This is a genomic window from Isoptericola sp. NPDC056573 (genome assembly GCF_042793335.1).
Lineage (GTDB): Bacteria > Actinomycetota > Actinomycetes > Actinomycetales > Cellulomonadaceae > Isoptericola.
This window is the reverse complement of the sequence record NZ_JBHTUY010000001.1, coordinates 403,812-424,110: the sequence shown is the minus strand read 5'-3', so window position 1 is coordinate 424,110 and position 20,299 is coordinate 403,812. Positions and strand designations below refer to the sequence as shown.

Annotated in this window: 21 protein-coding genes; 8 read left to right on the top strand and 13 right to left on the bottom strand. The window is 74.4% G+C overall.

Annotated elements, in window-relative coordinates; all coding sequences use genetic code 11:
• Positions 1-53 precede the first annotated feature (53 nt).
• The 4 genes from ACFQ8E_RS01950 to melA all read right to left on the bottom strand — a co-directional run bounded on the left by ACFQ8E_RS01950 (position 54) and on the right by melA (position 4,737).
• The gene (locus tag ACFQ8E_RS01950) at positions 54-953 is read right to left on the bottom strand and encodes a carbohydrate ABC transporter permease (protein WP_430548880.1); all 900 of its coding nucleotides are present in this window, start codon (positions 951-953) and stop codon (positions 54-56) included.
• A complete protein-coding gene (locus tag ACFQ8E_RS01945; RefSeq protein WP_430548879.1) occupies positions 950-1,921 on the bottom strand; it encodes a carbohydrate ABC transporter permease in 972 nt (323 codons plus the stop codon). The genes ACFQ8E_RS01950 and ACFQ8E_RS01945 overlap by 4 nt, the downstream gene beginning before the upstream one ends.
• On the bottom strand, positions 1,905-3,218 hold the full coding sequence (locus ACFQ8E_RS01940; RefSeq protein WP_430548878.1) for an ABC transporter substrate-binding protein: 1,314 nt from the start codon (positions 3,216-3,218) through the stop codon (positions 1,905-1,907). Before ACFQ8E_RS01940 ends, ACFQ8E_RS01945 begins: the two co-directional genes overlap by 17 nt.
• 88 nt (positions 3,219-3,306) lie before the next feature.
• On the bottom strand, positions 3,307-4,737 hold the full coding sequence (gene melA / locus ACFQ8E_RS01935) for an alpha-galactosidase (protein WP_430548877.1): 1,431 nt from the start codon (positions 4,735-4,737) through the stop codon (positions 3,307-3,309).
• An 89-nt stretch (positions 4,738-4,826) separates the two neighbouring features.
• On the opposite strand from melA, the gene ACFQ8E_RS01930 reads away from it, so the two are divergent.
• Positions 4,827-5,675: a helix-turn-helix domain-containing protein gene (locus ACFQ8E_RS01930; RefSeq protein ID WP_430548876.1), complete on the top strand. Its 849-nt coding sequence runs from the start codon at positions 4,827-4,829 to the stop codon at positions 5,673-5,675.
• A 31-nt stretch (positions 5,676-5,706) separates the two neighbouring features.
• On the opposite strand, the gene ilvA is transcribed toward ACFQ8E_RS01930, so the two are convergent.
• The 3 genes from ilvA to ACFQ8E_RS01915 all read right to left on the bottom strand — a co-directional run bounded on the left by ilvA (position 5,707) and on the right by ACFQ8E_RS01915 (position 8,970).
• The gene (ilvA, locus tag ACFQ8E_RS01925) at positions 5,707-6,933 is read right to left on the bottom strand and encodes a threonine ammonia-lyase (RefSeq protein WP_430548875.1); all 1,227 of its coding nucleotides are present in this window, start codon (positions 6,931-6,933) and stop codon (positions 5,707-5,709) included.
• Positions 6,934-8,193 (bottom strand): AI-2E family transporter, encoded by a 1,260-nt coding sequence (locus tag ACFQ8E_RS01920; protein WP_430548874.1) that lies wholly within the window; start codon positions 8,191-8,193, stop codon positions 6,934-6,936. It lies immediately after the preceding gene.
• Positions 8,194-8,355: 162 nt separating this feature from the next.
• The gene (locus ACFQ8E_RS01915; RefSeq protein ID WP_430548873.1) at positions 8,356-8,970 is read right to left on the bottom strand and encodes a YdeI family protein; all 615 of its coding nucleotides are present in this window, start codon (positions 8,968-8,970) and stop codon (positions 8,356-8,358) included.
• A gap of 106 nt (positions 8,971-9,076) precedes the next feature.
• Between ACFQ8E_RS01915 and msrA the strand changes: the two genes are divergently transcribed.
• Positions 9,077-9,751: a peptide-methionine (S)-S-oxide reductase MsrA gene (gene msrA / locus ACFQ8E_RS01910; RefSeq protein WP_430548872.1), complete on the top strand. Its 675-nt coding sequence runs from the start codon at positions 9,077-9,079 to the stop codon at positions 9,749-9,751.
• A gap of 64 nt (positions 9,752-9,815) precedes the next feature.
• On the opposite strand, the gene ACFQ8E_RS01905 is transcribed toward msrA, so the two are convergent.
• Positions 9,816-10,700, bottom strand: coding sequence for an aminoglycoside phosphotransferase family protein (locus tag ACFQ8E_RS01905; RefSeq protein WP_430548871.1), 885 nt, complete (start codon positions 10,698-10,700; stop codon positions 9,816-9,818).
• Positions 10,701-10,759: 59 nt separating this feature from the next.
• On the opposite strand from ACFQ8E_RS01905, the gene ACFQ8E_RS01900 reads away from it, so the two are divergent.
• Positions 10,760-11,617, top strand: coding sequence for an aldo/keto reductase (locus ACFQ8E_RS01900; RefSeq protein WP_430548870.1), 858 nt, complete (start codon positions 10,760-10,762; stop codon positions 11,615-11,617).
• Positions 11,618-11,636: 19 nt separating this feature from the next.
• On the opposite strand, the gene ACFQ8E_RS01895 is transcribed toward ACFQ8E_RS01900, so the two are convergent.
• A complete protein-coding gene (locus ACFQ8E_RS01895) occupies positions 11,637-12,305 on the bottom strand; it encodes a TetR/AcrR family transcriptional regulator (protein WP_430548869.1) in 669 nt (222 codons plus the stop codon).
• Between the two features lie 63 nt (positions 12,306-12,368).
• Between ACFQ8E_RS01895 and ACFQ8E_RS01890 the strand changes: the two genes are divergently transcribed.
• Together ACFQ8E_RS01890 and ACFQ8E_RS01885 are read left to right on the top strand one after the other, a co-directional pair.
• Entirely contained in the window at positions 12,369-13,328 is a 960-nt protein-coding gene (locus ACFQ8E_RS01890; RefSeq protein WP_430548868.1) for an ATP-binding cassette domain-containing protein, read from the top strand.
• Between the two features lie 43 nt (positions 13,329-13,371).
• Positions 13,372-14,133 (top strand): ABC transporter permease, encoded by a 762-nt coding sequence (locus tag ACFQ8E_RS01885; protein ID WP_430548867.1) that lies wholly within the window; start codon positions 13,372-13,374, stop codon positions 14,131-14,133.
• Here the strand turns inward: ACFQ8E_RS01885 and ACFQ8E_RS01880 are convergent.
• Positions 14,130-15,065: a metallophosphoesterase family protein gene (locus ACFQ8E_RS01880; RefSeq protein WP_430548866.1), complete on the bottom strand. Its 936-nt coding sequence runs from the start codon at positions 15,063-15,065 to the stop codon at positions 14,130-14,132. The two genes, ACFQ8E_RS01885 and ACFQ8E_RS01880, sit on opposite strands and share 4 nt — an antisense overlap.
• On the opposite strand from ACFQ8E_RS01880, the gene ACFQ8E_RS01875 reads away from it, so the two are divergent.
• Positions 15,036-16,592 (top strand): ATP-dependent DNA ligase, encoded by a 1,557-nt coding sequence (locus tag ACFQ8E_RS01875; RefSeq protein ID WP_430548865.1) that lies wholly within the window; start codon positions 15,036-15,038, stop codon positions 16,590-16,592. The two genes, ACFQ8E_RS01880 and ACFQ8E_RS01875, sit on opposite strands and share 30 nt — an antisense overlap.
• 13 nt (positions 16,593-16,605) lie before the next feature.
• On the opposite strand, the gene ACFQ8E_RS01870 is transcribed toward ACFQ8E_RS01875, so the two are convergent.
• Positions 16,606-17,502, bottom strand: coding sequence for a hypothetical protein (locus ACFQ8E_RS01870; protein ID WP_430548864.1), 897 nt, complete (start codon positions 17,500-17,502; stop codon positions 16,606-16,608).
• Between the two features lie 301 nt (positions 17,503-17,803).
• Here ACFQ8E_RS01870 and ACFQ8E_RS01865 point away from each other — a divergent pair, with 301 nt between their 5' ends.
• Entirely contained in the window at positions 17,804-18,400 is a 597-nt protein-coding gene (locus ACFQ8E_RS01865) for a biotin transporter BioY (protein ID WP_430548863.1), read from the top strand.
• Positions 18,401-18,434: 34 nt separating this feature from the next.
• Here the strand turns inward: ACFQ8E_RS01865 and ACFQ8E_RS01860 are convergent, their stop codons facing one another.
• Entirely contained in the window at positions 18,435-19,367 is a 933-nt protein-coding gene (locus ACFQ8E_RS01860) for a LysR substrate-binding domain-containing protein (protein WP_430548862.1), read from the bottom strand.
• 54 nt (positions 19,368-19,421) lie between these two features.
• Here ACFQ8E_RS01860 and ACFQ8E_RS01855 point away from each other — a divergent pair, with 54 nt between their 5' ends.
• A complete protein-coding gene (locus tag ACFQ8E_RS01855) occupies positions 19,422-19,829 on the top strand; it encodes a DUF5997 family protein (protein ID WP_430548861.1) in 408 nt (135 codons plus the stop codon).
• Positions 19,830-19,917: 88 nt separating this feature from the next.
• Here ACFQ8E_RS01855 and ACFQ8E_RS01850 read toward each other — a convergent pair whose 3' ends face one another.
• Positions 19,918-20,253 carry a SelT/SelW/SelH family protein gene (locus tag ACFQ8E_RS01850; protein WP_430548860.1) on the bottom strand — a complete coding sequence of 112 codons (336 nt, stop codon included), beginning with the start codon at positions 20,251-20,253 and terminating at the stop codon, positions 19,918-19,920.
• Positions 20,254-20,299 lie beyond the last annotated feature (46 nt).

The window sequence follows — 20,299 nt, the reverse complement described above, 5'->3', positions numbered from 1 at the left end:
CGGCCGGCGGCCGCGTCATGAGCACGACGAACGGGGGCGACCCGGACCGACACCTATTTGATCCCCGTGCTCGCGATGCCCTGCACGAACGTCTTCTGGAAGACCAGGAACACGACCAGCAGGGGCACGACGGCGACGGTCGCCACGGCCATCACGGCGCCCCACGGCGAGCTGAAGGCGGGGTTGCTGGTCAGGGTGGACAGCCCGACCGGCACGGTGAGGCTCTCGTTGCCCTGCAGCACCACCAGGGGCCACAGGAAGTCGTTCCAGCGGTTCATGAACCCGAGGATCACGAGGACGCCGACCAGGGGGCCGCACGACGGCAGCACCACCCGGAAGAAGGTGCGCAGCTCCCCCGCGCCGTCGAGCCGCGCGGCCTCGATGAGCGCGTCCGGCACGCCCAGCATGAACTGGCGGGCGATGAAGATCCCGACGACGTCGAACAGCGTGGGCAGGATGACCGCCCACGGCGAGTCGACCAGGCCCAGCCGCGCCACGACGAGGAACGCGGGCACCAGGGTGACCTGGATCGGGATCATGATCGTCACGAGGAACACCGCGTACAGCAGCCCGCGCCCGCGGAACCGGTACTTCGCGAGCGCGTACCCCGCGCCGAGCGAGACGCACACGGACAGCGCCGTGCCGACCGTGGCGACGAGGAACGAGTTGCCGAGCCAGTGCCACACGGGCTGCGTCGCGAAGACCTCGGTGAAGTTGCCGGTGGTCGGCGCGTCGGGCCAGAGGTAGAACTCGCTGCTCTGCGACTGCCCGCCCGGGGTGAGGGCCGAGACGACCATCCAGTACAGCGGGAAGACGACGAGGATCGCGACGGCGGTGAGGCCGGCGGTGAGCAACCAGCGGCGGCGGTGGGTCCGGCGCTCGCGCGGGGAGCGGCGGGACCCTGCCGGCCCGGTGCCGGGAGCGGTGCGCGCGGGGACGGCGGTGGTGGTCACAGGAGCTCCTCGGCTTTCTTCGTCGCGCGCTGCCGCAGCAGCGTGAAGACCAGCAGGATCAGCACGAGCAGCAGGCCCAGCGCGGCGGCGTAGCCCATCCGGGCGTCGGCGAACGCGGACCGGAACACGTACTGGATGAGGACGGTCGTGGAGAAGCCGGGCCCGCCGCCGGTCATCACGTAGATGACGTCGAAGGCCTGCAGCGAGAACACCACGTTGAGGATGAGCAGGATCGACGTGGTCGGCGCGAGCATCGGCACGGTGAGGCGCCGGAACCGCTGCCAGCGGCTCGCACCGTCGATGGCGGCGGCCTCGCGCAGCTCGGACGGGATCGACTGCAGCGCGCCCAGGTAGATCACCATGCAGAAGCCGATGCGGGTCCACACGACGACGAGCACCAGCGTGAGCATCGCCGTGCGCGGCGACGTCAGCCACGGCAGCCCGTCGAGCCCGACCGCCCGGAGCGCGTTGTTCGCGACCCCGTAGTCCGGGTTGAAGATCCACGACATGATCACGCCGACCACGACGCCGGCCGCGACCATCGGCACGAAGAACAGCGCCCGCAGCAGGCCCCGTCCCGGCAGCGGGCGGTTGAGCGCGACGGCGAGCGCCAGCCCGACCGCCATCGCCGTCGGCACCGTGCCGACGGTGAAGACCACCGTGTTGAGCAGGGCCGTGCGCAGCAGCGGGTCGGACAGCATGGTCCGGTAGTTGTCCGCGCCCACCCACTGCCCGTCGCCGAGCGTGGCGGTGTCCTGGAACGACAGGGCGACCGCGATGACGATCGGCACCAGGGAGAACGCGAGGAAGAGCAGCCCCGCGGGGCCGACGAACAGGTAGGGCGCCCAGCGGCCGCGACGGCGGCCCGCGGGCCCGTCCGTCCGCGACGCCGCGCGCGCGACGTCGGCCGTCGGGGAGGCCGCGGGGGGCGCCTCCGGGGCCGTGAGGGTCTCACCGCGTGGTGACACTGCGCATCGCCTCCGTCATCTGGGCGCCGCACTCGGCAGGCGTGAGCTCGCCGAGGAAGCACAGGTCGAGGTAGTCCGCGAAGACCGAGTTGAGGGAGCTGAAGTACGGCCCCGACTGGGCGCGCACCATGGACAGCGGGATCGTGGTGGCCTGGTCGATGAACTGCTGCATCGTGGCCTCGTGCCGGTCGTAGCCGATGTCCGCCGCGTCCAGCGAGGAGCGGGCAGGCAGCCAGTTGCCGCGCCGGCAGAACTCGGCGACGTGGGTACGGCTCGTGAGGAACGCGACGAGCTCGGCCGCCAGCTCGGGGTGCTTGCTGGACCGGGTCACGGCCAGCGCGTTCCCGCCGAGGTCGGACGCCTCGCCGCCGTTGCGGATCATGTAGGTGGTGCCCCACTCGTCGGGGCGGGCCTCGTCGAGGGCGGCGATCGCCTCGGGGTTGTCGAGCAGCAGCCCGGTCTGGCCGGTGGCGAAGAGGTCGCGCCCGACGGCGCCGCCGCCCGACTTGCTCATGTTCGCCGGCGAGACCAGCCCGTCGGCGTACCAGCGGCGGCCGAAGTCCAGGGCGCCGACGGCGGCGTCGGTGTCCATGCTCGGCGTCTCGCCGTCCTCGCCGAGGAACGCTCCCCCGTTCTGGTAGACGACGGGCATCCAGCGGTACGCCGTCTCGGGCCCGCTCCAGCCGTAGCCGAAGCCGTACCGCCCCGTGATCTTGCGTGCCTCGGCGGCGATCTCCAGGAACTCGTCCCACTGCCACGCCTCGTCGAGGGTCTGCGGCACGTCCACGCCGATCTGCTCGATCACCCGCTTGTCGTAGTAGGTGATGAAGTTGTCCGTGTGCTGGAAGACGCCGAACAGGCCGTCGGCCTTGGCGCCGATCGCCCAGAACGGCTCCGACCAGTCGTCCTGGTACTCCGGCGGCACGGCGCCCGTGAGGTCGACCAGGCTGCCGTTGGCGGCGTAGCGGCCGATCTGCTGCGGCGTGATGCGGATGATGTCGGGCGCGAGGTCGGCCGCGAGCCGCGTGATGAACCACTGGTGGAACTGCCCGGTCGTGACCTCGACCGCGACGCTGGTGCCCGGGTGGGCGGCCACGAACTCGTCGGCGAGCGCCTGGTACGACCCCAGGTCCAGGGGGATGTTCCACGAGGACAGGCGCAGGTGCTTCGTGCCGGTCGGGGCGCCGGAGCAGGCCGCGAGCGCCCCGGCCACGCTGATCCCGGCCACCGCCAGGAAGCTCCGCCGGGACAGCCGGCGCGAGACCGGGTGCCTGCCGGGCACCGCACGGTTCGGCATCTCGTCTCCTCTTCGTCGAGGGTCGTCGGGGCCGCGGCGCGGCCCCGCGGGTGGTGCCCCGGCCGCGTCGCCGGGGCACCGGGGTCGCTCAGTGCGCCAGGACGGGGTCCCGTTCCACGGTGGACGCCGCCGACGAGACGGACGACGCCGGGCGCAGGGCTGCGGGCAGCAGCGCGGCGTGGGCGTCGAGCAGCTCGTCCGTCATCGCCCGGGCCTGCTCGAGCGTGCAGTGCGCGGACGTCAGCGGGTCGAGCGCGACGGCGTGGTGCACGTGCTCGACGTCGCCGGTGAGGGCCGCGCGGACGGCGAGCGTCTGGACGTTGACGTTGGTGCGGTTGATCGCCGCGAGCTGGGGCGGCAGCTCCCCGAAGGACGTCGGCTGCACCCCGTTGGCGTCGACGAGGCACGCCACCTCGACGCACGCGTCGTCGGGCAGGTTGGTGATGACCCGGCCCGCGTTCGGCACGTTCCCGTAGACGACGGCGGGCACGCCCGTGACGACGGCGTTGACGATCGACGCCCCGTACTCGACGGACGGGCTGAGGTCGGCCTTGAGCCGCTCGAGCTGCTCGTCCACGTCGCCCTGCTCGTCGTGGGCGGAGCAGATCTCGTAGTAGTCCCAGCGCTCCGGGAGGTACTCGAGCACGGTCTCGGGATCCTTGCGGAACCACGGGACGTACTCCGACGCGTGGTGGCTGGACTCGGTCTCGAAGTACCCGAAGTGGTTCATCAGCGTGGTGCGCACCTGCTCGTTGCCGCCCTCGTACGTGCTGGCGGCGAGCGCGGCCTCCGAGTGGTCGCCGTCGTCGGCGAGCAGGTCGGCCGCCGCCCGGCCGCGGACGTGGCGCTCGGCCATGACCTGGCGCAGGCGCGGGTACAGGTCCTCGGCGCCCCGGCGGAACTCGAGGACCCAGGCCTGGTGGTTGATGCCGGCGCACCGGTAGGAGACCTCGTCGTAGGGGACGCCGAGCGTGCGGGCGAGCATGCGGGTGGTGCCCTGCACGCTGTGGCACAGGCCGACGGTGCGCAGGCCGAGGGCGTTGAGATAGGCGGTGGCCATCGCCATCGGGTTGGCGTAGTTGATGAACTGCGCGTCCGGGCAGACCTCCAGCGCGTCGGCCGCGATGTCCTGGTACGCGCGCACCGAGCGCAGGAAGCGGAACACGCCGCCGGGCCCGACGGTGTCGCCCACGGTCTGGTCGACGCCGTAGCGCCGCGGGATCTCGACGTCGTGCCGGTAGGACTCCACGCCGCCCACCTGGAACGTGATGATGACGAAGTCGGCCCCGTCGAGGGCCGCGCGCCGGTCCGTGGTCTGCTCGACGACGGTGGGCAGGCCGTGGTGGTCCACGAGCTCACGGGCCGCGCCCGCCACCCGGTCCAGCCGGTCGGCGTCGAGGTCCATGAGGCAGAGCGTCGCGTCGCGCAGGGCGGGGAAGCTGAGCAGGTCACCGATGAGCCGGAACGGGAACACGAAGCCGCCGGCGCCGATGATGGTGATCTTCGGGGAATGAGCCATGCAGCGACGCTAGGCCCGAGGATGGCGGTCGATCCTCCGGATCGGTCGCCCCGCTTTCCGGGATCCTTCGATCGCCCTAGGCTCCCCGCATGACGCTGACGGTCGACGACGTCCGCCTGGAGGAGGCCGCCCTGTGGGTGCGCCACGGTGCGCCCCCGGTGATGGAGCACCCGCACCGCCACGACGACCTCGAGCTCAACCTCGTGCACGCCGGACGCCTCGAGTACCTCTTCGGCGGGTCGACGCTGCGGGTCGAGGCGGGCCAGGTCGCGCTCTTCTGGGGCGGCACCCCGCACCAGCTCGTCGACCCCGACGCGGTGGAGTCGGCCGTGTCGTGGGTGCACGTGCCGCTCACCGAGGTGCTCGGCTGGGCGCTGCGGGCGGATCAGATCGCGGTGCTGCTGCGTGCCCGGCCCGTGGTGGTGCCCGCCGCCGCGCTCCCCCGCGACGTCGACGCGCTCTTCGCCACGTGGCACCGCGACGTCCTCGCGGGCGGGGACCACGCCGTCGTCATGCTCGAGGTGCAGGCCTTCGTGCGCCGGACGCTCGCGGCCGCGGAGGCCGCGGGCGCGCCCGGCCCCGCGGGCGACGCGACGGGCGCACCGGGGCCGTCGGGCGCGGCCGCGCGCGCCACCGCGATGGCGCAGTTCGTGGCGGAGCACTACCGCTCCCCCATCGCGCCGTCGGACGTCGCGCGCGCCGTCCACCTCTCCCCCAGCCACGCGATGACCCTGTTCAAGCGGGTGGTGGGCACCACCCTCGGCACCTACATCGCCCGGTGCCGGGTGGCGGAGGCGCAGCGCCTGCTCATCACGACGGACGCCACCACGGTGGAGGTGGGGCACGCGGCGGGGTTCACGTCGCAGAGCAGCTTCTACGACACCTTCCGCCAGATCTGCGGGTACGCGCCCGGCGACTACCGGCGCGCGCTGCGGTGACCCGGGCGGGCCCGGGTCACCGCCGGTCGGGTCACGCGACCGCGAACCCCGCGGCGCGCAGACGCTCGACGACCGCCTCGCAGTGCTCCTGCCCCTTGGTCTCGAGCTGCAGGTTCACGAGCACCTGCGCCACGGTGAGCGACGTGTCGGTGCGGGTGTGCTCCACCTGGACGATGCTCGCGCCGGCGCGCGCGACGACGTCGAGCAGCTCGGCGAGGGAGCCGGGCTTGTCGTCGATGCACACGCGCAGCTGGAGGTACCGGCCCGCGGCGACGAGGCCGTGCTGCACCACGCGCAGCAGCAGCAGCGGGTCGATGTTGCCGCCGGTGAGCACCGGGACGATGGTGCCCGGCAGCGAGCCGGGCTCGGCGGCCAGCACGGCCGCGACCCCGGCGGCGCCCGACGGCTCCACGATCAGCTTGCCCCGCTCGGCGACGAGCAGCAGGGCGCGCGACATCTCCTCCTCGGAGACCGTGCGCACCTCGACGCCGAGGCGCGCCAGCACCTCGAACGGCACGTCGCCGGGGGTGCCGATGGCGATGCCGTCCGCCATCGTCGCGCCCAGCGCCCGCGGCACGGGGCGGCCCGCGGCCAGCGACCCCGGGTACGCGGCGGCGGTCTCGGCCTGCACGCCCACGACCTTCACGTGCGGGGCGGCCTCGGCGAGGACGGTCGCGATGCCCGCGACCAGGCCGCCGCCGCCGAGCGGCACGACGACCGTGCCGACGTCGGGCACCTGCTCGAGGATCTCGAGGGCCACCGTGCCCTGACCGGTGACGACGTCGAGGTGGTCGAACGGGTGGATGAGCGTGCGCCCGGAGCGTGCGGCCTCCGCGCGGGCGGCGACGAGCGCGTCGTCCACGCTCTCGCCGACCTGCCGCACCTCGGCGCCGTAGCCGCGGGTGGCCCGCAGCTTCGGCACCGACGCGTCCACCGGCATGTAGACGATGGCGTGGATGCCGAGCATCTGGGCCGCAAGCGCCACGCCCTGCGCGTGGTTGCCCGCGCTGGCGGCGACGACGCCGCGCGCCTTCTCCTCGTCGGACATCCGGCTCAGGCGCGTGTACGCGCCGCGGATCTTGAACGACCCGGCGCGCTGCAGGTTCTCGCACTTGAGCACGACCGGCGCGCCGGCGGCCTCGGACATCGCGCGGAACGCCTGCACCGGGGTGCGGGTGATGACGCCGTCGAGCAGCCGCGCGGCGGCGCGGACGTCGTCGAGGGTGACGTGGTCGATCGGGGGGTGTGCTGCTGCCACTTACCTGTTCTCTCCTGCCGGGCCCGGGTCGGGCGAGGCAGGGGCGACGGTCGTGCTGCCGGTCGTGCTGGCGTCCGTGGTGCCGCCCGTCGTCGTCTCCTGCGACGACGCCCGACCCGACCAGAGCAGGGTACCGGGCAGCTGCGAGCGTTTGCGCAGCAGCGGCACATGGTCCTCGGTGCCGAGCTCGGGGAACTTGTCGTGCCCGTGCAGGTACAGCAGGATCGTGTTCAGCACGGCGGCCAGCGGCACCGCGAACAGCGCGCCGACGATGCCGGCCGCGAGGCTACCGGCCGCGACCACGAGCACCACCGCCACCGGGTGCAGGGACACCGCGTGGCCCATGAGGAACGGCTGCAGGATGTGGCTCTCGGCCTGCTGCACCAGCAGCACGATGCCGAGCATGATGAGGGCCGCGACCCAGCCGTTCGCCACCAGCACGACGGCGGTGGCGATGGCGCCGGTGACGATCGCACCGATGATCGGCACGAACGAGCCGACGAAGACGAGGATGCCGATCGGCAGCGCGAGCGCGGGGACGAAGAACGCCGACCCGATCCCGATGCCGACGGCGTCGACGAACGCGACGAGGATCTGGGTGCGCACGTAGGCCGACAGCGTGACGAGCCCACGACGGCCCGCCTGGTGCACGTTCTCCCGGGCCCGCACGGGCAGCAGGTTGACGAGCCACGTCCAGATGGTGCGGCCGTCGAGCAGGAAGAAGATCGTGCAGAACAGGGCGATGAGCGCGCCGACGAGAACGTGCCCCACGGTGGTCGCGGCGCCCAGCGCGCCCGAGACGAGGCCAGAGCTCTCCACGAGCGAGCTCTGCAGCTGCTGGCCGTACTGGGACAGCTGGTCGGAGTCGAGCTTCAGCGGGCCCTCGGCGAGCCAGGTCGTGAACTGGCGGAAGCCCTCGACGGCCTGGTCGGCGAGGTCCTGGAAGCCGCTGACGATGGACGTGCCGGCGAGCGTGACGAGACCGCCCACCAGCACGATCAGCCCGACGATCGACACGGCCGTCGCCAGACCCTTGCTGAGGTGCCACCGCTGCAAGGTCCGGCGCACGGGCGCCAGCAGGATCGTCAGCAGCAGCGCGATGGCGACCGGCACGACGATCGTCTTGAGCGCCGCGAGCAGCCACAGGAAGGCGGCGACGGCGGCGGCGATCAGCAGGACGCGCCACGACCAGGAGGCCGCGGCGCGGACGCTCAGCGGGACGGTGTCCGCGCCGGAGGGAGAGGTGCGTTCCGAGCTCACGCGGAAACCCTAGGTGTCCTGCGGTCACAACGCGCGAGGACGCCCCCGCGCGCCGGGCCGGCGTGCCCAGGCACCGACCGGGATCTTCACGGCGCGTCCACAGATCGGTCGCCCCGGCGCACGGTGAGCCGCGCGACGGGGCGTCGGGCCGGGCGCCCGCGCTCAGCCCGTCGGACGCCGGCGCTGCGGGTACGCGGTCTCGCCGCGCTCCAGCATGGCGACGTACTTCGCCACGTTCCGCTCGCGCGCCTCGGCCGTCTTGAGGGCGCCCAGGCGGTGCAGGATCGCGTACCGGTTCTGGGACGTGAGGACCTCGAACATCGCCGTCGCCGCCGGGCTGGCCGCGAGCGCCGCCGCCAGGTCGGGAGGCACCTCGGCCCGCGCGGACCCGTGGTAGGCCGCCTCCCAGCGCCCGTCCGCCCGCGCGGCGTCGATCTCCGCCTGCCCGCGGGGCCGCATCCGGCCCTCGTCGGTCAGCCGGGCCACGATCTCCTGGTTGCGCACCGACCACCGGCTGCGCGGCCGGCGCGGGCAGAACCGCTGCAGCATCGTGTCGGCGCCCAGGCTCCGCATCTGCGCGTCGATCCACCCGCTGCACAACGCCTCCTCGAGCGCCGTCGCGTGCGTGAGCGTCGTCGGCGCCGGGCGGCCCTTCTTCGCCAGCACCAGCCACGCGCCGTCGGGTGTGTCGTCCTCGTGCTCGTCCAGCCACGCCCGCCACCCCGCCGGGTCGGGCAGCACGAGCTGGTCGGGCAGGTCAGGGCGGTCGTCGGCCATGACGGGACCGTAGCGCCACTCGTGCCGTCCCAGCGAGGGAACACCTGCTCCCGCGCCGTCGTTGCGCATGTCGGGACGGACACGTCCCGACCAAGGAGGTAACCCGATGAACTCGATCTTCGACCAGCTGCTCGGCCGCTCCGGCAGGACCACCATGGTGGCGCCGGAGGACGCGCTGCCCGGGCGCGAGTCGCCCGTCCTGCCCGCCGCCCGCCCGCACACGGTGCTCGGCACGTCCCTCACGGGTCCGTGGCCCGAGGGCACGCGCGTGCTGTACCTGGCGATGGGCTGTTTCTGGGGCGCCGAGGAGATCTTCTGGCAGGTCCCGGGCGTGGTGAGCACGGCCGTCGGCTACATGGGCGGCACGACGCCGAACCCGACGTACGAGGAGGTGTGCACGGCCCGCACCGGGCACACCGAGACCACGCTCGTCGCCTACGACCCGGCGAAGGTCTCCGAGGCCGAGCTGCTCAAGATCTTCTGGGAGCGGCACGACCCGACGCAGGGCTTCCGGCAGGGCAACGACGTCGGCACCCAGTACCGGTCGGCGGTCTACTGGACCACGCCGGAGCAGGAGCAGGCGGTGCGTGAGACCGCGGAGACGTACTCCACGGTGCTCGCCGCGAAGGGCTACGACCCGATCACCACCGAGCTGCGACCGGCCGTCGAGGCCGGCCCGTTCTACTACGCCGAGGACTACCACCAGGAGTACCTCGACAAGAACCCGCACGGGTACCGCTGCCACGCGACGACCGGCGTCCCGTACCCCGACGCCGCGTGACCCGGGCGAGCTGACCCGCACCGCACGGCCCGTCTCCGCACAGGGGGCGGGCCGTGCACGCGTCTCAGGCGAACACGTCGAGCAGCCGCCGGCAGCGCACGGGGTCCTCGGTGAGGCCGTGCGCCAGCCCCCACAGCAGGTACGACGTCGCGCGCAGCACCACCCAGGCGCGCGCCCGGTCGCGCGGCACGTCGGCCACCTGCACGAAACGCTCGAACGCCGCGACGACGGCGGGCTCGGTGGGCAGCTCGTCGAGGCGGGTCCACAGCGCGCGGGCGAGGTCGGCCTCCCGGTCGCCGCGCCACAGGACGGGGTCGACGACGAGCCACGGCGCGCGCGCCCCGGCCAGCACCTGCGCGTGGTGCAGGTCGCCGTCGACGGCGAGGGACGACGTCGGCGCGGCCGCGCGCTCGGCGGCCAGCGCGGCCGCGACGTCGAGCTGCCGCGCCGGCATCGGCTCGCCGAGCGTGGCCCACTCGCGCGGGAACGACTCCGCCATGCCGGCGGCGATCGCGGCGGTCGATGGCGCGTCGTCGGGGGCGGGCACCGCGAGCGTCCGCGTCAGCCCGGCGAGCACCTCGGTCGCGGCGTCCAGGGGCTCGTCCGCCAGGGACCGGCCGCCGTCCAGCCGCTCCAGGAGCGTGGCGCCCTCGTCCTCGTCGGCGTCGACGAGCAGCACCGTGCCGCGGCCGGCCCACCACCGCAGCGCGCGCACCTCCGCCGCGACGTCGTCCCCGGGCGGCGTCAGCCGCAGGGCCAGCCGCTCGTCGCCCCGGCGCACGGGCACGACCAGCGCGTTCGAGCCGTGCGCGGCCTCGCCGTCGACGGAGAGACCCCAGGCCGCGCACCGCGCCGCCGCCCGGGAGGGCAGGTCCTCCAGCCAGCCGCGGCCGGCGTCGTCGTGCCACCAGCGCGGCATGGCGCGGAACGACGGCGGCACGGTGATCACGGGGTCACCCTAGGGCGCCCGCTGGACGGCCGACGGGGCCGCGGGTGTGGAATGGGGGCATGAGCGAGCAGCGCACGACGCCCGACATCCCCACCCGAACCGCCGCCGACGGCACCGCGATCCCCGCCGTCGGCTTCGGCACGTACAAGCTCAAGGGCGCGGGCGGCGCCGACGCGATCGCCCGCGCCATCGACGCCGGCTACCGCCTGATCGACTCGGCGTTCAGCTACGAGAACGAGGGCACCGTCGGCCGCGCCGTCCGCGCGGCGTCCGTGCCGCGCGAGGAGCTGCTGATCACGTCGAAGCTGCCGGGCCGCCGCCAGGCCTACGACGACGCCGTCGCCACGGTCGAGGAGTCGGTGTACCGCAGCGGCCTCGACCACCTCGACCTGTACCTCATCCACTGGCCCAACCCGCGGATCGGGAAGTACGTCGAGGCGTACCAGGCGCTGGTCGACTGCCGCGAGCGCGGCCTGATCCGCCACGTCGGCGTGTCGAACTTCCTGCCCGAGCACCTCGACGCCGTCATCGAGGCCACCGGCGTGACGCCGGTCGTGAACCAGGTCGAGCTGCACCCGTACTTCCCGCAGGCCGCCCAGCGCGCGGCCGACGCCGAGCGCGGCATCGTCACCGAGGCGTGGAGTCCGCTGGGCCGGGCGAGCGACATGCTGGAGGACCCGGTGATCGCGGAGGTCGCCGTGGCCCACGGCGTCTCGCCCGTGCGCGCCATCCTGCGCTGGCACGTGCAGCTCGGCGTCGTGCCGATCCCGAAGGCGTCCAGCCCTCAGCGGCAGACCGACAACCTCGACCTGTTCTCCTTCGAGCTCACCGACGACGAGATGGCCCGCATCACCGGCCTCGGCCGCCCCGACGGCCGCACCGCCGACCAGGACCCAGCGGTCTACGAGGAGCTCTGACGCCGCTTCGGTCGCGCCCTCACGGGTGGTGCAGGGCGTGGGCCTCAGCGTCGACATCGTGCCCCGTGGCCTCGCGGAACAGCGCGGGGTAGTCGGCCGCGATCCCCTGCAGCAGCGTCTCGACGGCGGACTCGATCTCGGCCGGCGTCGTCGTCGCGTGCCCGAACAGCGCCCTGTAGTGCACGAACGACCCGAGCAGGTCGACGGCGAGGTCCAGGTCGAGGTCGGCCCGTAGGTCGCCGCGCTCACGCGCGCCGGACAGCGTGCGCCGCACGGCGTCGCGCGGCGGGTCGAAGAGCTGCGCCATGAACTCGGTGCGCAGCGCGGGGTCGTCGGCCGTGTCCGCGAGGAGGGGCGCGAGGACGCCGGGCGGCAGCTGCTCGAAGGCCTCGACGAAGAGGCCGAGGCACTCGGCGAGGTCGCACATGGTGCACGACGTGTCCGGCGGGTCCACGCGCCCGATCCGCCGCTCCAGCGCGGCGAGCGCGAGGCGCTGCCGCGTGGGCCAGCGCCGGTAGAGCGCCGGCTTCGACGTGCCAGCGCTCCGCGCGACCTCGCCGAGCGACAGGCGGGCGTACCCGACGTCGTCGAGCGCGGCGAGGGTCTCGGTGAGCACGGCGTCGTCGATCCCGGCGTCCCGCGGCCGGCCGACCCGGGCGGACGACGTCTCGAAGAAGTCCGTTGACATCCCCCCACCCTACAGTTTAGTTTCGTTACGCCACGTAATGGATCAAGGACGAGGGGACCGACGATGATTCGCACCCGCAGCCTGACCCGCACTTTCCGCACCGACCACGAGACGGTCGAGGCCGTGCGCGAGATCGACCTCGACGTCGCGGAGGGCGAGACCGTCGCCCTGCTCGGACCCAACGGCGCGGGCAAGAGCACGACCCTGCGCATGCTCACCACTCTGCTCCCGATCACCAGCGGCACCGCGACCGTGGCCGGGCACGACGTCTCCCGCGAGCCGGTCGCGGTGCGCCGCCGCATCGGGTCCATCGGCCAGGGCAACGGTTCGTTCGACGGCCTGCGCGTCATCGAGGAGCTCACCGCGCAGGCCCGGCTCTACGGCCTGTCGCGGCGCGCGGCCCGGCGCCGGGGTGAGGAGCTGATCGACGACTTGGAGCTGACCGGGCTGGCCGACCGCGACGTCGCCACGCTCTCCGGCGGACAGCGCCGGCGGCTGGACCTCGCGCTCGGCCTGGTGCACCGCCCGCCCGTGGTATTCCTCGACGAGCCGTCCACCGGGCTCGACCCGCACAGCCGCGCCCACCTGTGGGACCACGTCGCCCGGATGCGCACCGAGCACGGCACCACCGTGGTGCTCACCACCCACTACCTCGACGAGGCCGACACTGCGGCGGACCGCGTCGTCGTCGTCGACCACGGCGAGATCATCGCCGACGGGACGCCGGACCAGCTCAAGGGCAAGGTGTCCGGCGACCTCGTGACGGTGGAGCTCGCCGACGCCGCCGACGTGCCCGCCGCCGCCGGTGTCGCGGCGCGGCTGCCCGGCGCCCAGGACGTCGAGCGCGACGGCGACGGCGTGCGCTTCCGGATCGCGGCCGGCGACACCGTGACCCCCGACGTCGTGCGGGCCCTGGACGCCGCCGGCGTGCGGATGCTCGGCACCCGCGTGCAGCGGCCCACCCTCGACGACGTCTTCCTCACCCTCACCGGGCGCCGGCTGCGCGAGGAGGCCGTGGCCTGAGAGCCCCGCTCCCGACCCCTCACGACCGCACGACGGAGGACCCATGACCGCCCTGAGCGACACCGCCACCCTCTTCGACCGTGACGTCCGCGCGAAGCTGCGCACCCCCTGGCCGTACGTGGAGTCCCTCGCCGACCCGCTGCTGCTCCTGCTGCTCTTCGCCCCGCTGGCGGGTGCGGTAGGCGCTGCGCCCGACGGCGCATCAGGAAGCACGATGCAGTGGTTCGTGCCCGGCATGCTCGTGATCATGACCTTCAGCACCTCGGCGTTCATCGGCTCCGGGATCCAGGAGGAACGGGCCGCGGGCTCCCTGGAGCGCCTGCTCGTGACGCCCACGCACCGCACCGCCATCCTCACCGGACGAGTGCTGCGCGTGATGGCGACCGTGCTGGTGCAGGCGCTCGTCATCGTCGCCGTGACGGCGCCCATGGGCCTCCGGGTGCCGGTGGCCGGCGCGCTGCTGGCCGCCGTCGAGCTCGCCGCCCTCGCTGCCGGGTTGGCGCTGCTGTCGCTGGCCGCCGGCGTCGGCCTGCGCAACGCCTACGCGTTCTGGGGCGTCGTCACGCTGGTCTACACGCCGCTGATCGTCACGTCGGGTGCGCTGCTGCCGATGCACCTCGCCCCGGACTGGCTGTACGCCCTGTCGCGTGTCAACCCCATGGCGCACACCGTGGACGCCCAGCGTGCTCTGTTCGCCGGCGACCTCACCGACCCGAGCATCGCGATCGGGCTGGCGGTCTCGCTGGTCATGGCCCTGATCGGCATCGTCCTCGGCGTGCGGGCGATGGGGCGGCTCCGGGCCTAGTGGTCGCCGGCGCGGCGAACGGGCCGCCCGTCCCGCGGTCCGAACACGCGCAGCGCGTCGGCGTCGCTCGCCGCCGACCGCAGGTACTCGTCCGCCCACGCCCGCGCGTCGGGGTAGGCAGAGCCGGCCGCCACCGCCTCCACCGCGGCGTCGACGTCGAGGTCGGTGTGCCGCAGCTCCACCTGGCCGTCGCGCAGCAGCGCCCACGACCCGCCGGGGCGGCCGTACGGCATCCCGACGCTGCCCGGGTTCACCACCAGGCGGCGGTCCACCAGCCGCACGAACGGCATGTGCGTGTGCCCGCACAGCACCGTGGTCACGTCGTCGTCGAGGCCGCCCAGCACCTCGGCCCACCGCTCGAGCGAGGAGTCGACGAGCACGACCTCTTCGTCGTCGCGCGGTGTCCCGTGGCACGCCACCACCCGCCCGAACCCGCGCACCCGCAGCTCGACGGGGTGCGGCAGGCCGGCCAGGAGCTCCACGTCCGCGGGCCGGAGCCGCGCCGCCGCCCAGGGGGCGATCGGGTCGGGCACCGCGCCGGAGCCGTCGCGGGCGTGCGCGACGAGCTCGCGGTCGGCGTTGCCGCGCACCAGCACCGCCCGGTCGCCCAGCGCGCGCAGCCGGTCGAGCACCTCCACCGGCTGCGGCCCCGCGGCGTGGTCGCCCGTCACGACGACGGCGTCGGCCGCGCGCACGTCCGGCTCGTCCAGCACCGCCTCCAGCACCGGCAGCACGCCGTGCACGTCCGAGAGCACCGCCACGGTGCCCAGCTCGCCCCTCCGCACGTCCATGCCGTCACGCTCCCAGCCCGACGGCGTGGACGCACGCGGTTCCGCCCGCAGCAGCAGGCGGCGGCACGTCGGCGCCGCGACAGCGTCGGGGGCGGGTGCGACGATCGACGGGTGCTGCTCGCCGAGCTGGTCACCACCCACGCCGCCGTCGCCGGGACGCGCTCGCGGCTGCGCAAGCGCGAGCTGCTCGCGGACGCGCTGCGCGCCGCGGAGCCCGGCGACGAGGTGGAGGTCGTCGCGGCGTTCCTCTCGGGCAGGCCGCGGCAGCGCCGCACCGGCCTGGGCTGGCGCACGCTGGGCAGCCTGCCGGAGCCCGCCGCCGAGCCCAGCCTGAGCCCCGCCGCCGTCGACGCCGCCCTCGGCCGTCTCGAGCTCCTCGCGGGAGCGGGGTCGCAGGCCGCCCGCCGGTCCGCCGTCGACGAGCTGTTCGGCCGCGCCACCGCCGACGAGCAGGACTTCGTGCGGCGCCTCGTGCTGGGCGAGCTGCGGCAGGGCGCGCTCGACTCCCTGCTGCTGGACGCGGTCGCCGCCGCGGCCGACGTCCCGCTGCCGGTGGTGCGCCGCGCGGCGATGTTCAGCGCCCTCACCGGCCCCATCGCACGGGCGGCGCTCGACGGCGGTGCCCCCGCCCTGGAGGCGTTCCGCCTCGAGCCCGGCCGCCCCGTGCGCCCCATGCTGGCGTCGTCCGCGCCCGACGTCGCCGCCGCCCTGGAGCGGTTCGAGGGGGCAGCCGTCGCCGCCGACACCAAGCTCGACGGCATCCGCGTGCAGGTGCACCGCCGCGGGGACGACGTCGTGGTGTTCACGCGCTCGCTCGACGACGTCACGGAACGGCTGCCCGAGGTGGTCGCCGTCGCGCGCTCGCTCGACGTGCGCACCGTGGTGCTCGACGGCGAGGCGATCGCCCTCGACGACGACGGCCGGCCCCGCCCGTTCCAGGAGACCGCCGCCCGCACCGGCAGCCACGACGCCGAGGCGGGCAGCGCCGCCGTGCCCCTCAGCGTGCGGTTCTTCGACGTGCTGCACCACGACGGCACCGACCTGATCGACGCGCCCGCGGCCGAGCGGCTCGAGGTGCTGGACCGGGTGCTCCCACCCGAGGTCGTGGTGCCGCGGCTGGTCTCCGCCGACGTCGGGGAGGTCGAGCGGTTCTTCGCCGACACCGTCGCCGCCGGGCAGGAGGGCCTGGTGCTCAAGGACCTCGGCGCCCCCTACGCCGCCGGCCGCCGCGGCGCCGGCTGGGTCAAGGTCAAGCCCCGACACACGCTGGACCTCGTGGTGCTCGCCGTCGAGTGGGGCTCCGGGCGCCGCCAGGGCTGGCTGTCCAACATCCACCTCGGCGCGCGCGACCCCGGCACCGGCGGCTTCGTCATGCTCGGCAAGACGTTCAAGGGCATGACCGACCAGGTGCTGGCGTGGCAGACGGACCGGTTCACCGAGCTGGCGACGACGCCCGCCGACGGGTCGTCGTACGTCGTGCAGGTCCGCCCCGAGCAGGTCGTCGAGATCGCCTTCGACGGCGTGCAGCGCTCCACCCGCTACCCCGGCGGGATGGCGCTGCGGTTCGCGCGGGTGGTGCGCTACCGGGACGACAAGACCGCCGCCGAGGCGGACACGGTGGACACCGTGCGCGCCCTGGCGGCGGCCGCCGGGGGCTCGGCCGGCTGAGCCGGCGGGGCCGTCAGCTCGTGCGCCGCTGGCGGGTCCAGATCAGCACGCCGACCCCGGCACCCACCAGCGCCACGGCCGCCATGACGATGCCGAGCAGCTGCGCACCCGTGACCGGGAGCGACTCCGGGGCGGCCGCGGCCTCGAGGTCCGCGCTCACGCGGCCGGAGCTGCCGCCCACGGCCTGCGTGCGGGCCTCGACGGCCTCGGTCTCGTCGTCCGCGTAGTCCGCACCGCCCATGCCCACCGTCTCGCCGTCGGACGGGCCCGCCTCGGCGACGGCGGCGGGCCCGGTCTCCGACGCCGTCGGGGACGGCTCCGCCGGCGGCGCCTGCGTGGTGGCCTCCGGGGTCGGCGACTCCTCGGCAGGGGCCGTCGTCTCCTCCGCGGGGGTGGGGGTCGGCGTGGCGGAAGGCGTGGTCGTCGTCTCGGGCGTCGGGCTCGGGGACGGCTTCGGGGCGTCGACGTACTCGACGGCGTAGTGGCTGATCGCCCGGCACTTGCCGCCCGTCGGGTAGGCGATCGTCACCTCCGCGACGGGCTTGTCGAGCTCCACGATCTTGGGGCCCTCGCCCCGCCTGGCGGACCCGGCCTTCACGCAGTACGCGGAGATCAGCGAGCCCTCGGGCGCCACCAGCGTGATCGTCTGCTTGTCCCCGTCGACGTCCGTCTTCGGCTCGTCCATGTGCGGGCAGACGTTGCCGTCCCAGGACCGCGTGTCGTCCGGCCACGAGAAGCGCTCGCCGTCGGCCCAGCCCGAGCCCCCGTCCCAGGACGTACCCGTGCGCGAGTCCCCGGACCCGCCCCAGTCGCCTCGGTCCCCGTGGCCCGCGGGCAGCGCGGCGGCAGGGCCGGCTGCGAGGCCGACGACGAGGAGGAGCGAGGCTCCGAGAACGGCGGGTGTGCGCACGAACGCTCCAAGGGGCAGGCGGGATCGACCGCTTCAGCAGGTGGTACGGCCTCCGGCCGCGCCGGAATGCTAGCGATTCCGACCTTTGGGCGGAAGGGTGAAATTTCCGGACGACTCGACCGGACCCGTCTGACCGCACCAGGGAGCGATGCAGGGAGCGATGGCCACAACGAATCAGTACGAACCTCGGAGGATCCCCACCTCTGTGCCGCGTGCCCCAGGCCGCTAGCGTCGACGGTCGGTGCTGCCGTGCGAGCCGCACGTCGCCCGCGTCCACCACCCCGCCGAGAAGGAGTCCTCCGTGACCACCGTCGCCACGCCCACCGTCCTGCTCGCCGACCGGGTGCTGCCGCGCAGCCTCGCCACCGACGTCGGGCTCGTGATCGGCGGCGCCGCGCTCACGGCGCTCCTCGCCCAGGTCACCGTGCCGCTGCCGCTGGTCCCGATCACCGGGCAGACGATGGCGGTGCTCCTCGTCGGTGCGACGCTCGGCGCCTCCCGGGGGGCCGCGTCGATGAGCCTGTACGCGCTGCTCGGCATGGCCGGACTGCCCGTCTTCTCCGACGGCAGCGGCGGGATGTCGGTGGTGCTGGGCGCCAGCGGCGGCTACATCGTCGGCTTCGTCGCGGCCGCCGCCCTCGTCGGCCGGCTCGCCGAGCGGAGCTGGGAGCGCACGTTCCCGAAGGCGCTCGTCACGTTCGTCGCCGGGACCGGCGTGACGTTCGTCGTCGGTCTGCCGTGGCTCGCCGTCGTCGCCGGGCTCGACCTCCAGGGCACGCTGGCCAACGGGCTCTACCCGTTCGTGCTGCCGGGCCTCCTCAAGGCCGCCGTCGTCGCCGGCCTGCTGCCCGTGGCATGGAAGGGCGCGGAGCGGCTCGCCGCCCGGCGCAGGGGCTGAGCGGGGCGCCCACCGGGCGCGGCGGTCGGCTCCCTCAGCGGCCGCCGCGCTTGCGGCCCTTGCGCGGCGACGACGCCCGCGAGCCCCCGCCGCGCCGCGCCGCGCCGCGCTGACCGCCGCCGCGCCCCTGGGCGGAGGAACCGCCCCCGCCCCGCTGGCCTTGCCCCTTCGCCGGCTTCGTGACCTCCACGGGCTTCGCGTCCGTCCGCCCGGCCGCGGCGCGGCCCCGGGAGCTGTTCGCCGTGCGGCCGCGCACGATGCCGATCATCTCCTCGACCAGGTCGCGGACGTCGTCGGTCAGGCCGTCCACGAGCCACGCGAGGCCGACCGGCGCCCCGGGCCCGCCGTCGAGCACCCGGTACGTGACGTCCTTGCGGTGGTGCAGGCGCGCCAGGGACATGGGCACCACCGTGACACCGACCCCGGTCGCGACCAGCCCGATCGCGTCGGCCGCCGTCGCCGGCCGCTCCGGCTCGACGACGCCGCCCGCGCCGTCGTCGTACGCCTCCGGCGTCCGCCCGGGCGCGGGCTCGTGCGGGTACAGGACGTCGTCCGCGGGCAACCAGACGACGTCGTCCGCGACGTCGTCGGCAGTGACGACCTCATCCTCCGTCGTCGCCGCGAGGAGGTGGTCGCGCGAGACGGCGACCACCGGCAGCTCCGTGTACAGGGGGATGGCGTGCAGCACGTCGCCGTCGACCGGGAGCCGCAGGATCGCCGCGTCCACCTGCCGCTCGGCCAGCGCCGCGGCCGCGTCGGCGACGTCGACCTGGACCAGGACGAGCCGGACGCCCGGGAGCCGGTCCCGCCACGTGCGCGCCCACCGGCCCGGCGTCGCGCCCGGCACGTACCCCAGACGGAAGGCGGGACGCCCGTCGTCGGGCCCGTCGTCGAGGGCGTCGTCGAGGGCGTCGTCGATGGCGTCGTCGATGGCGTCGTCAGGGGCCTCGCCCGGCTGGTCAGTCACGGCACCAGGCTACGTGGGCGTGCCGCGCCGCCCGCCGCGACTACCCTGGTGCCCATGGCCGGAACCCCCTTCTCCCAGCAGGTCCTCAAGCCGACGAACGCGGCGAAGAAGCTCGGGGTGTACCTGCCCGCGACCCCGCCCGAGTTCCAGGAGCACGGCATCACGCGCGCCGAGCTCGAGGAGCTCGAGAAGAACCCGCCCCAGTGGCTCGACGAGCTGCGCCGCCAGGGGCCGCACCCGCGGCCCGTCGTCGCGGGCCGCCTCGGCATCTCCATCGCCGGCCTCGCGCGCGGCGGCATCACCGAGCCGCTGACCACCGAGCAGATCGACGAGCTGCGCGACGAGCCGCCCGCGTGGCTCCTCGCCGAGCGCGAGACCGCCGCGAAGGTGCGCGAGGAGGAGGACCGGGTCAAGGCCAGGGAAGCCGAGCAGGCCGAGCGCCAGGCCCGCCGCACGCGCTGACCCCTGTTCTCGATCAGCTCGGCAGGAGATCGATCTCTTCGGCAGCTCGTCGTGCCGAAGAGATTGATCTCCTGCCGAACTGATCAGGTCATCGCGTCGACCGGACCTGGTCGGTGTGGCCCAGCGAGAGGTCCGGCGCGACGGCGTCCCGGATCGCCTTCTTGAGCGGCGGGATCTCCGGGAAGCCGCCCTCGGCGGCGCGGTCCCACAGCAGCACCGGCGCGCGGCCGTCGCCCGGGTCGAGCTCCACGCGGAAGACGCCGCCGGTGCCCGGCACCAGCGCGACCTCGCCGAGCCGCGTGCGGAACGTCTGCAGCAGCTCCTGCGCCACCCACGCCGCGCGCATCAGCCACCGGCACTGCGTGCAGTAGGTGATCGACACGCGCGCGGTCGACGTCTGCTCCGGCACGGTGGCTTCGCTCATGGCGCCAGGGTAGGGCGCCGGTCCGGGCACCGTCGGGCGGTTCCGG

Excerpts from the sequence above, each read along its gene's own strand:
- ACFQ8E_RS01930 (WP_430548876.1), top strand. The coding sequence starts at position 4,827 with ATGACGCTGACGGTCGACGACGTCCGCCTGGAGGAGGCCGCCCTGTGG.
- ACFQ8E_RS01900 (WP_430548870.1), top strand. The coding sequence starts at position 10,760 with ATGAGCGAGCAGCGCACGACGCCCGACATCCCCACCCGAACCGCCGCC.
- melA (WP_430548877.1), bottom strand. The coding sequence starts at position 4,737 with ATGGCTCATTCCCCGAAGATCACCATCATCGGCGCCGGCGGCTTCGTG.
- ACFQ8E_RS01855 (WP_430548861.1), top strand. The coding sequence starts at position 19,422 with ATGGCCGGAACCCCCTTCTCCCAGCAGGTCCTCAAGCCGACGAACGCG.
- ACFQ8E_RS01895 (WP_430548869.1), bottom strand. The coding sequence starts at position 12,305 with ATGTCAACGGACTTCTTCGAGACGTCGTCCGCCCGGGTCGGCCGGCCG.
- ACFQ8E_RS01915 (WP_430548873.1), bottom strand. The coding sequence starts at position 8,970 with ATGGCCGACGACCGCCCTGACCTGCCCGACCAGCTCGTGCTGCCCGAC.
- ACFQ8E_RS01850 (WP_430548860.1), bottom strand. The coding sequence starts at position 20,253 with ATGAGCGAAGCCACCGTGCCGGAGCAGACGTCGACCGCGCGCGTGTCG.
- ACFQ8E_RS01885 (WP_430548867.1), top strand. The coding sequence starts at position 13,372 with ATGACCGCCCTGAGCGACACCGCCACCCTCTTCGACCGTGACGTCCGC.
- ACFQ8E_RS01890 (WP_430548868.1), top strand. The coding sequence starts at position 12,369 with ATGATTCGCACCCGCAGCCTGACCCGCACTTTCCGCACCGACCACGAG.
- ACFQ8E_RS01940 (WP_430548878.1), bottom strand. The coding sequence starts at position 3,218 with ATGCCGAACCGTGCGGTGCCCGGCAGGCACCCGGTCTCGCGCCGGCTG.
- msrA (WP_430548872.1), top strand. The coding sequence starts at position 9,077 with ATGAACTCGATCTTCGACCAGCTGCTCGGCCGCTCCGGCAGGACCACC.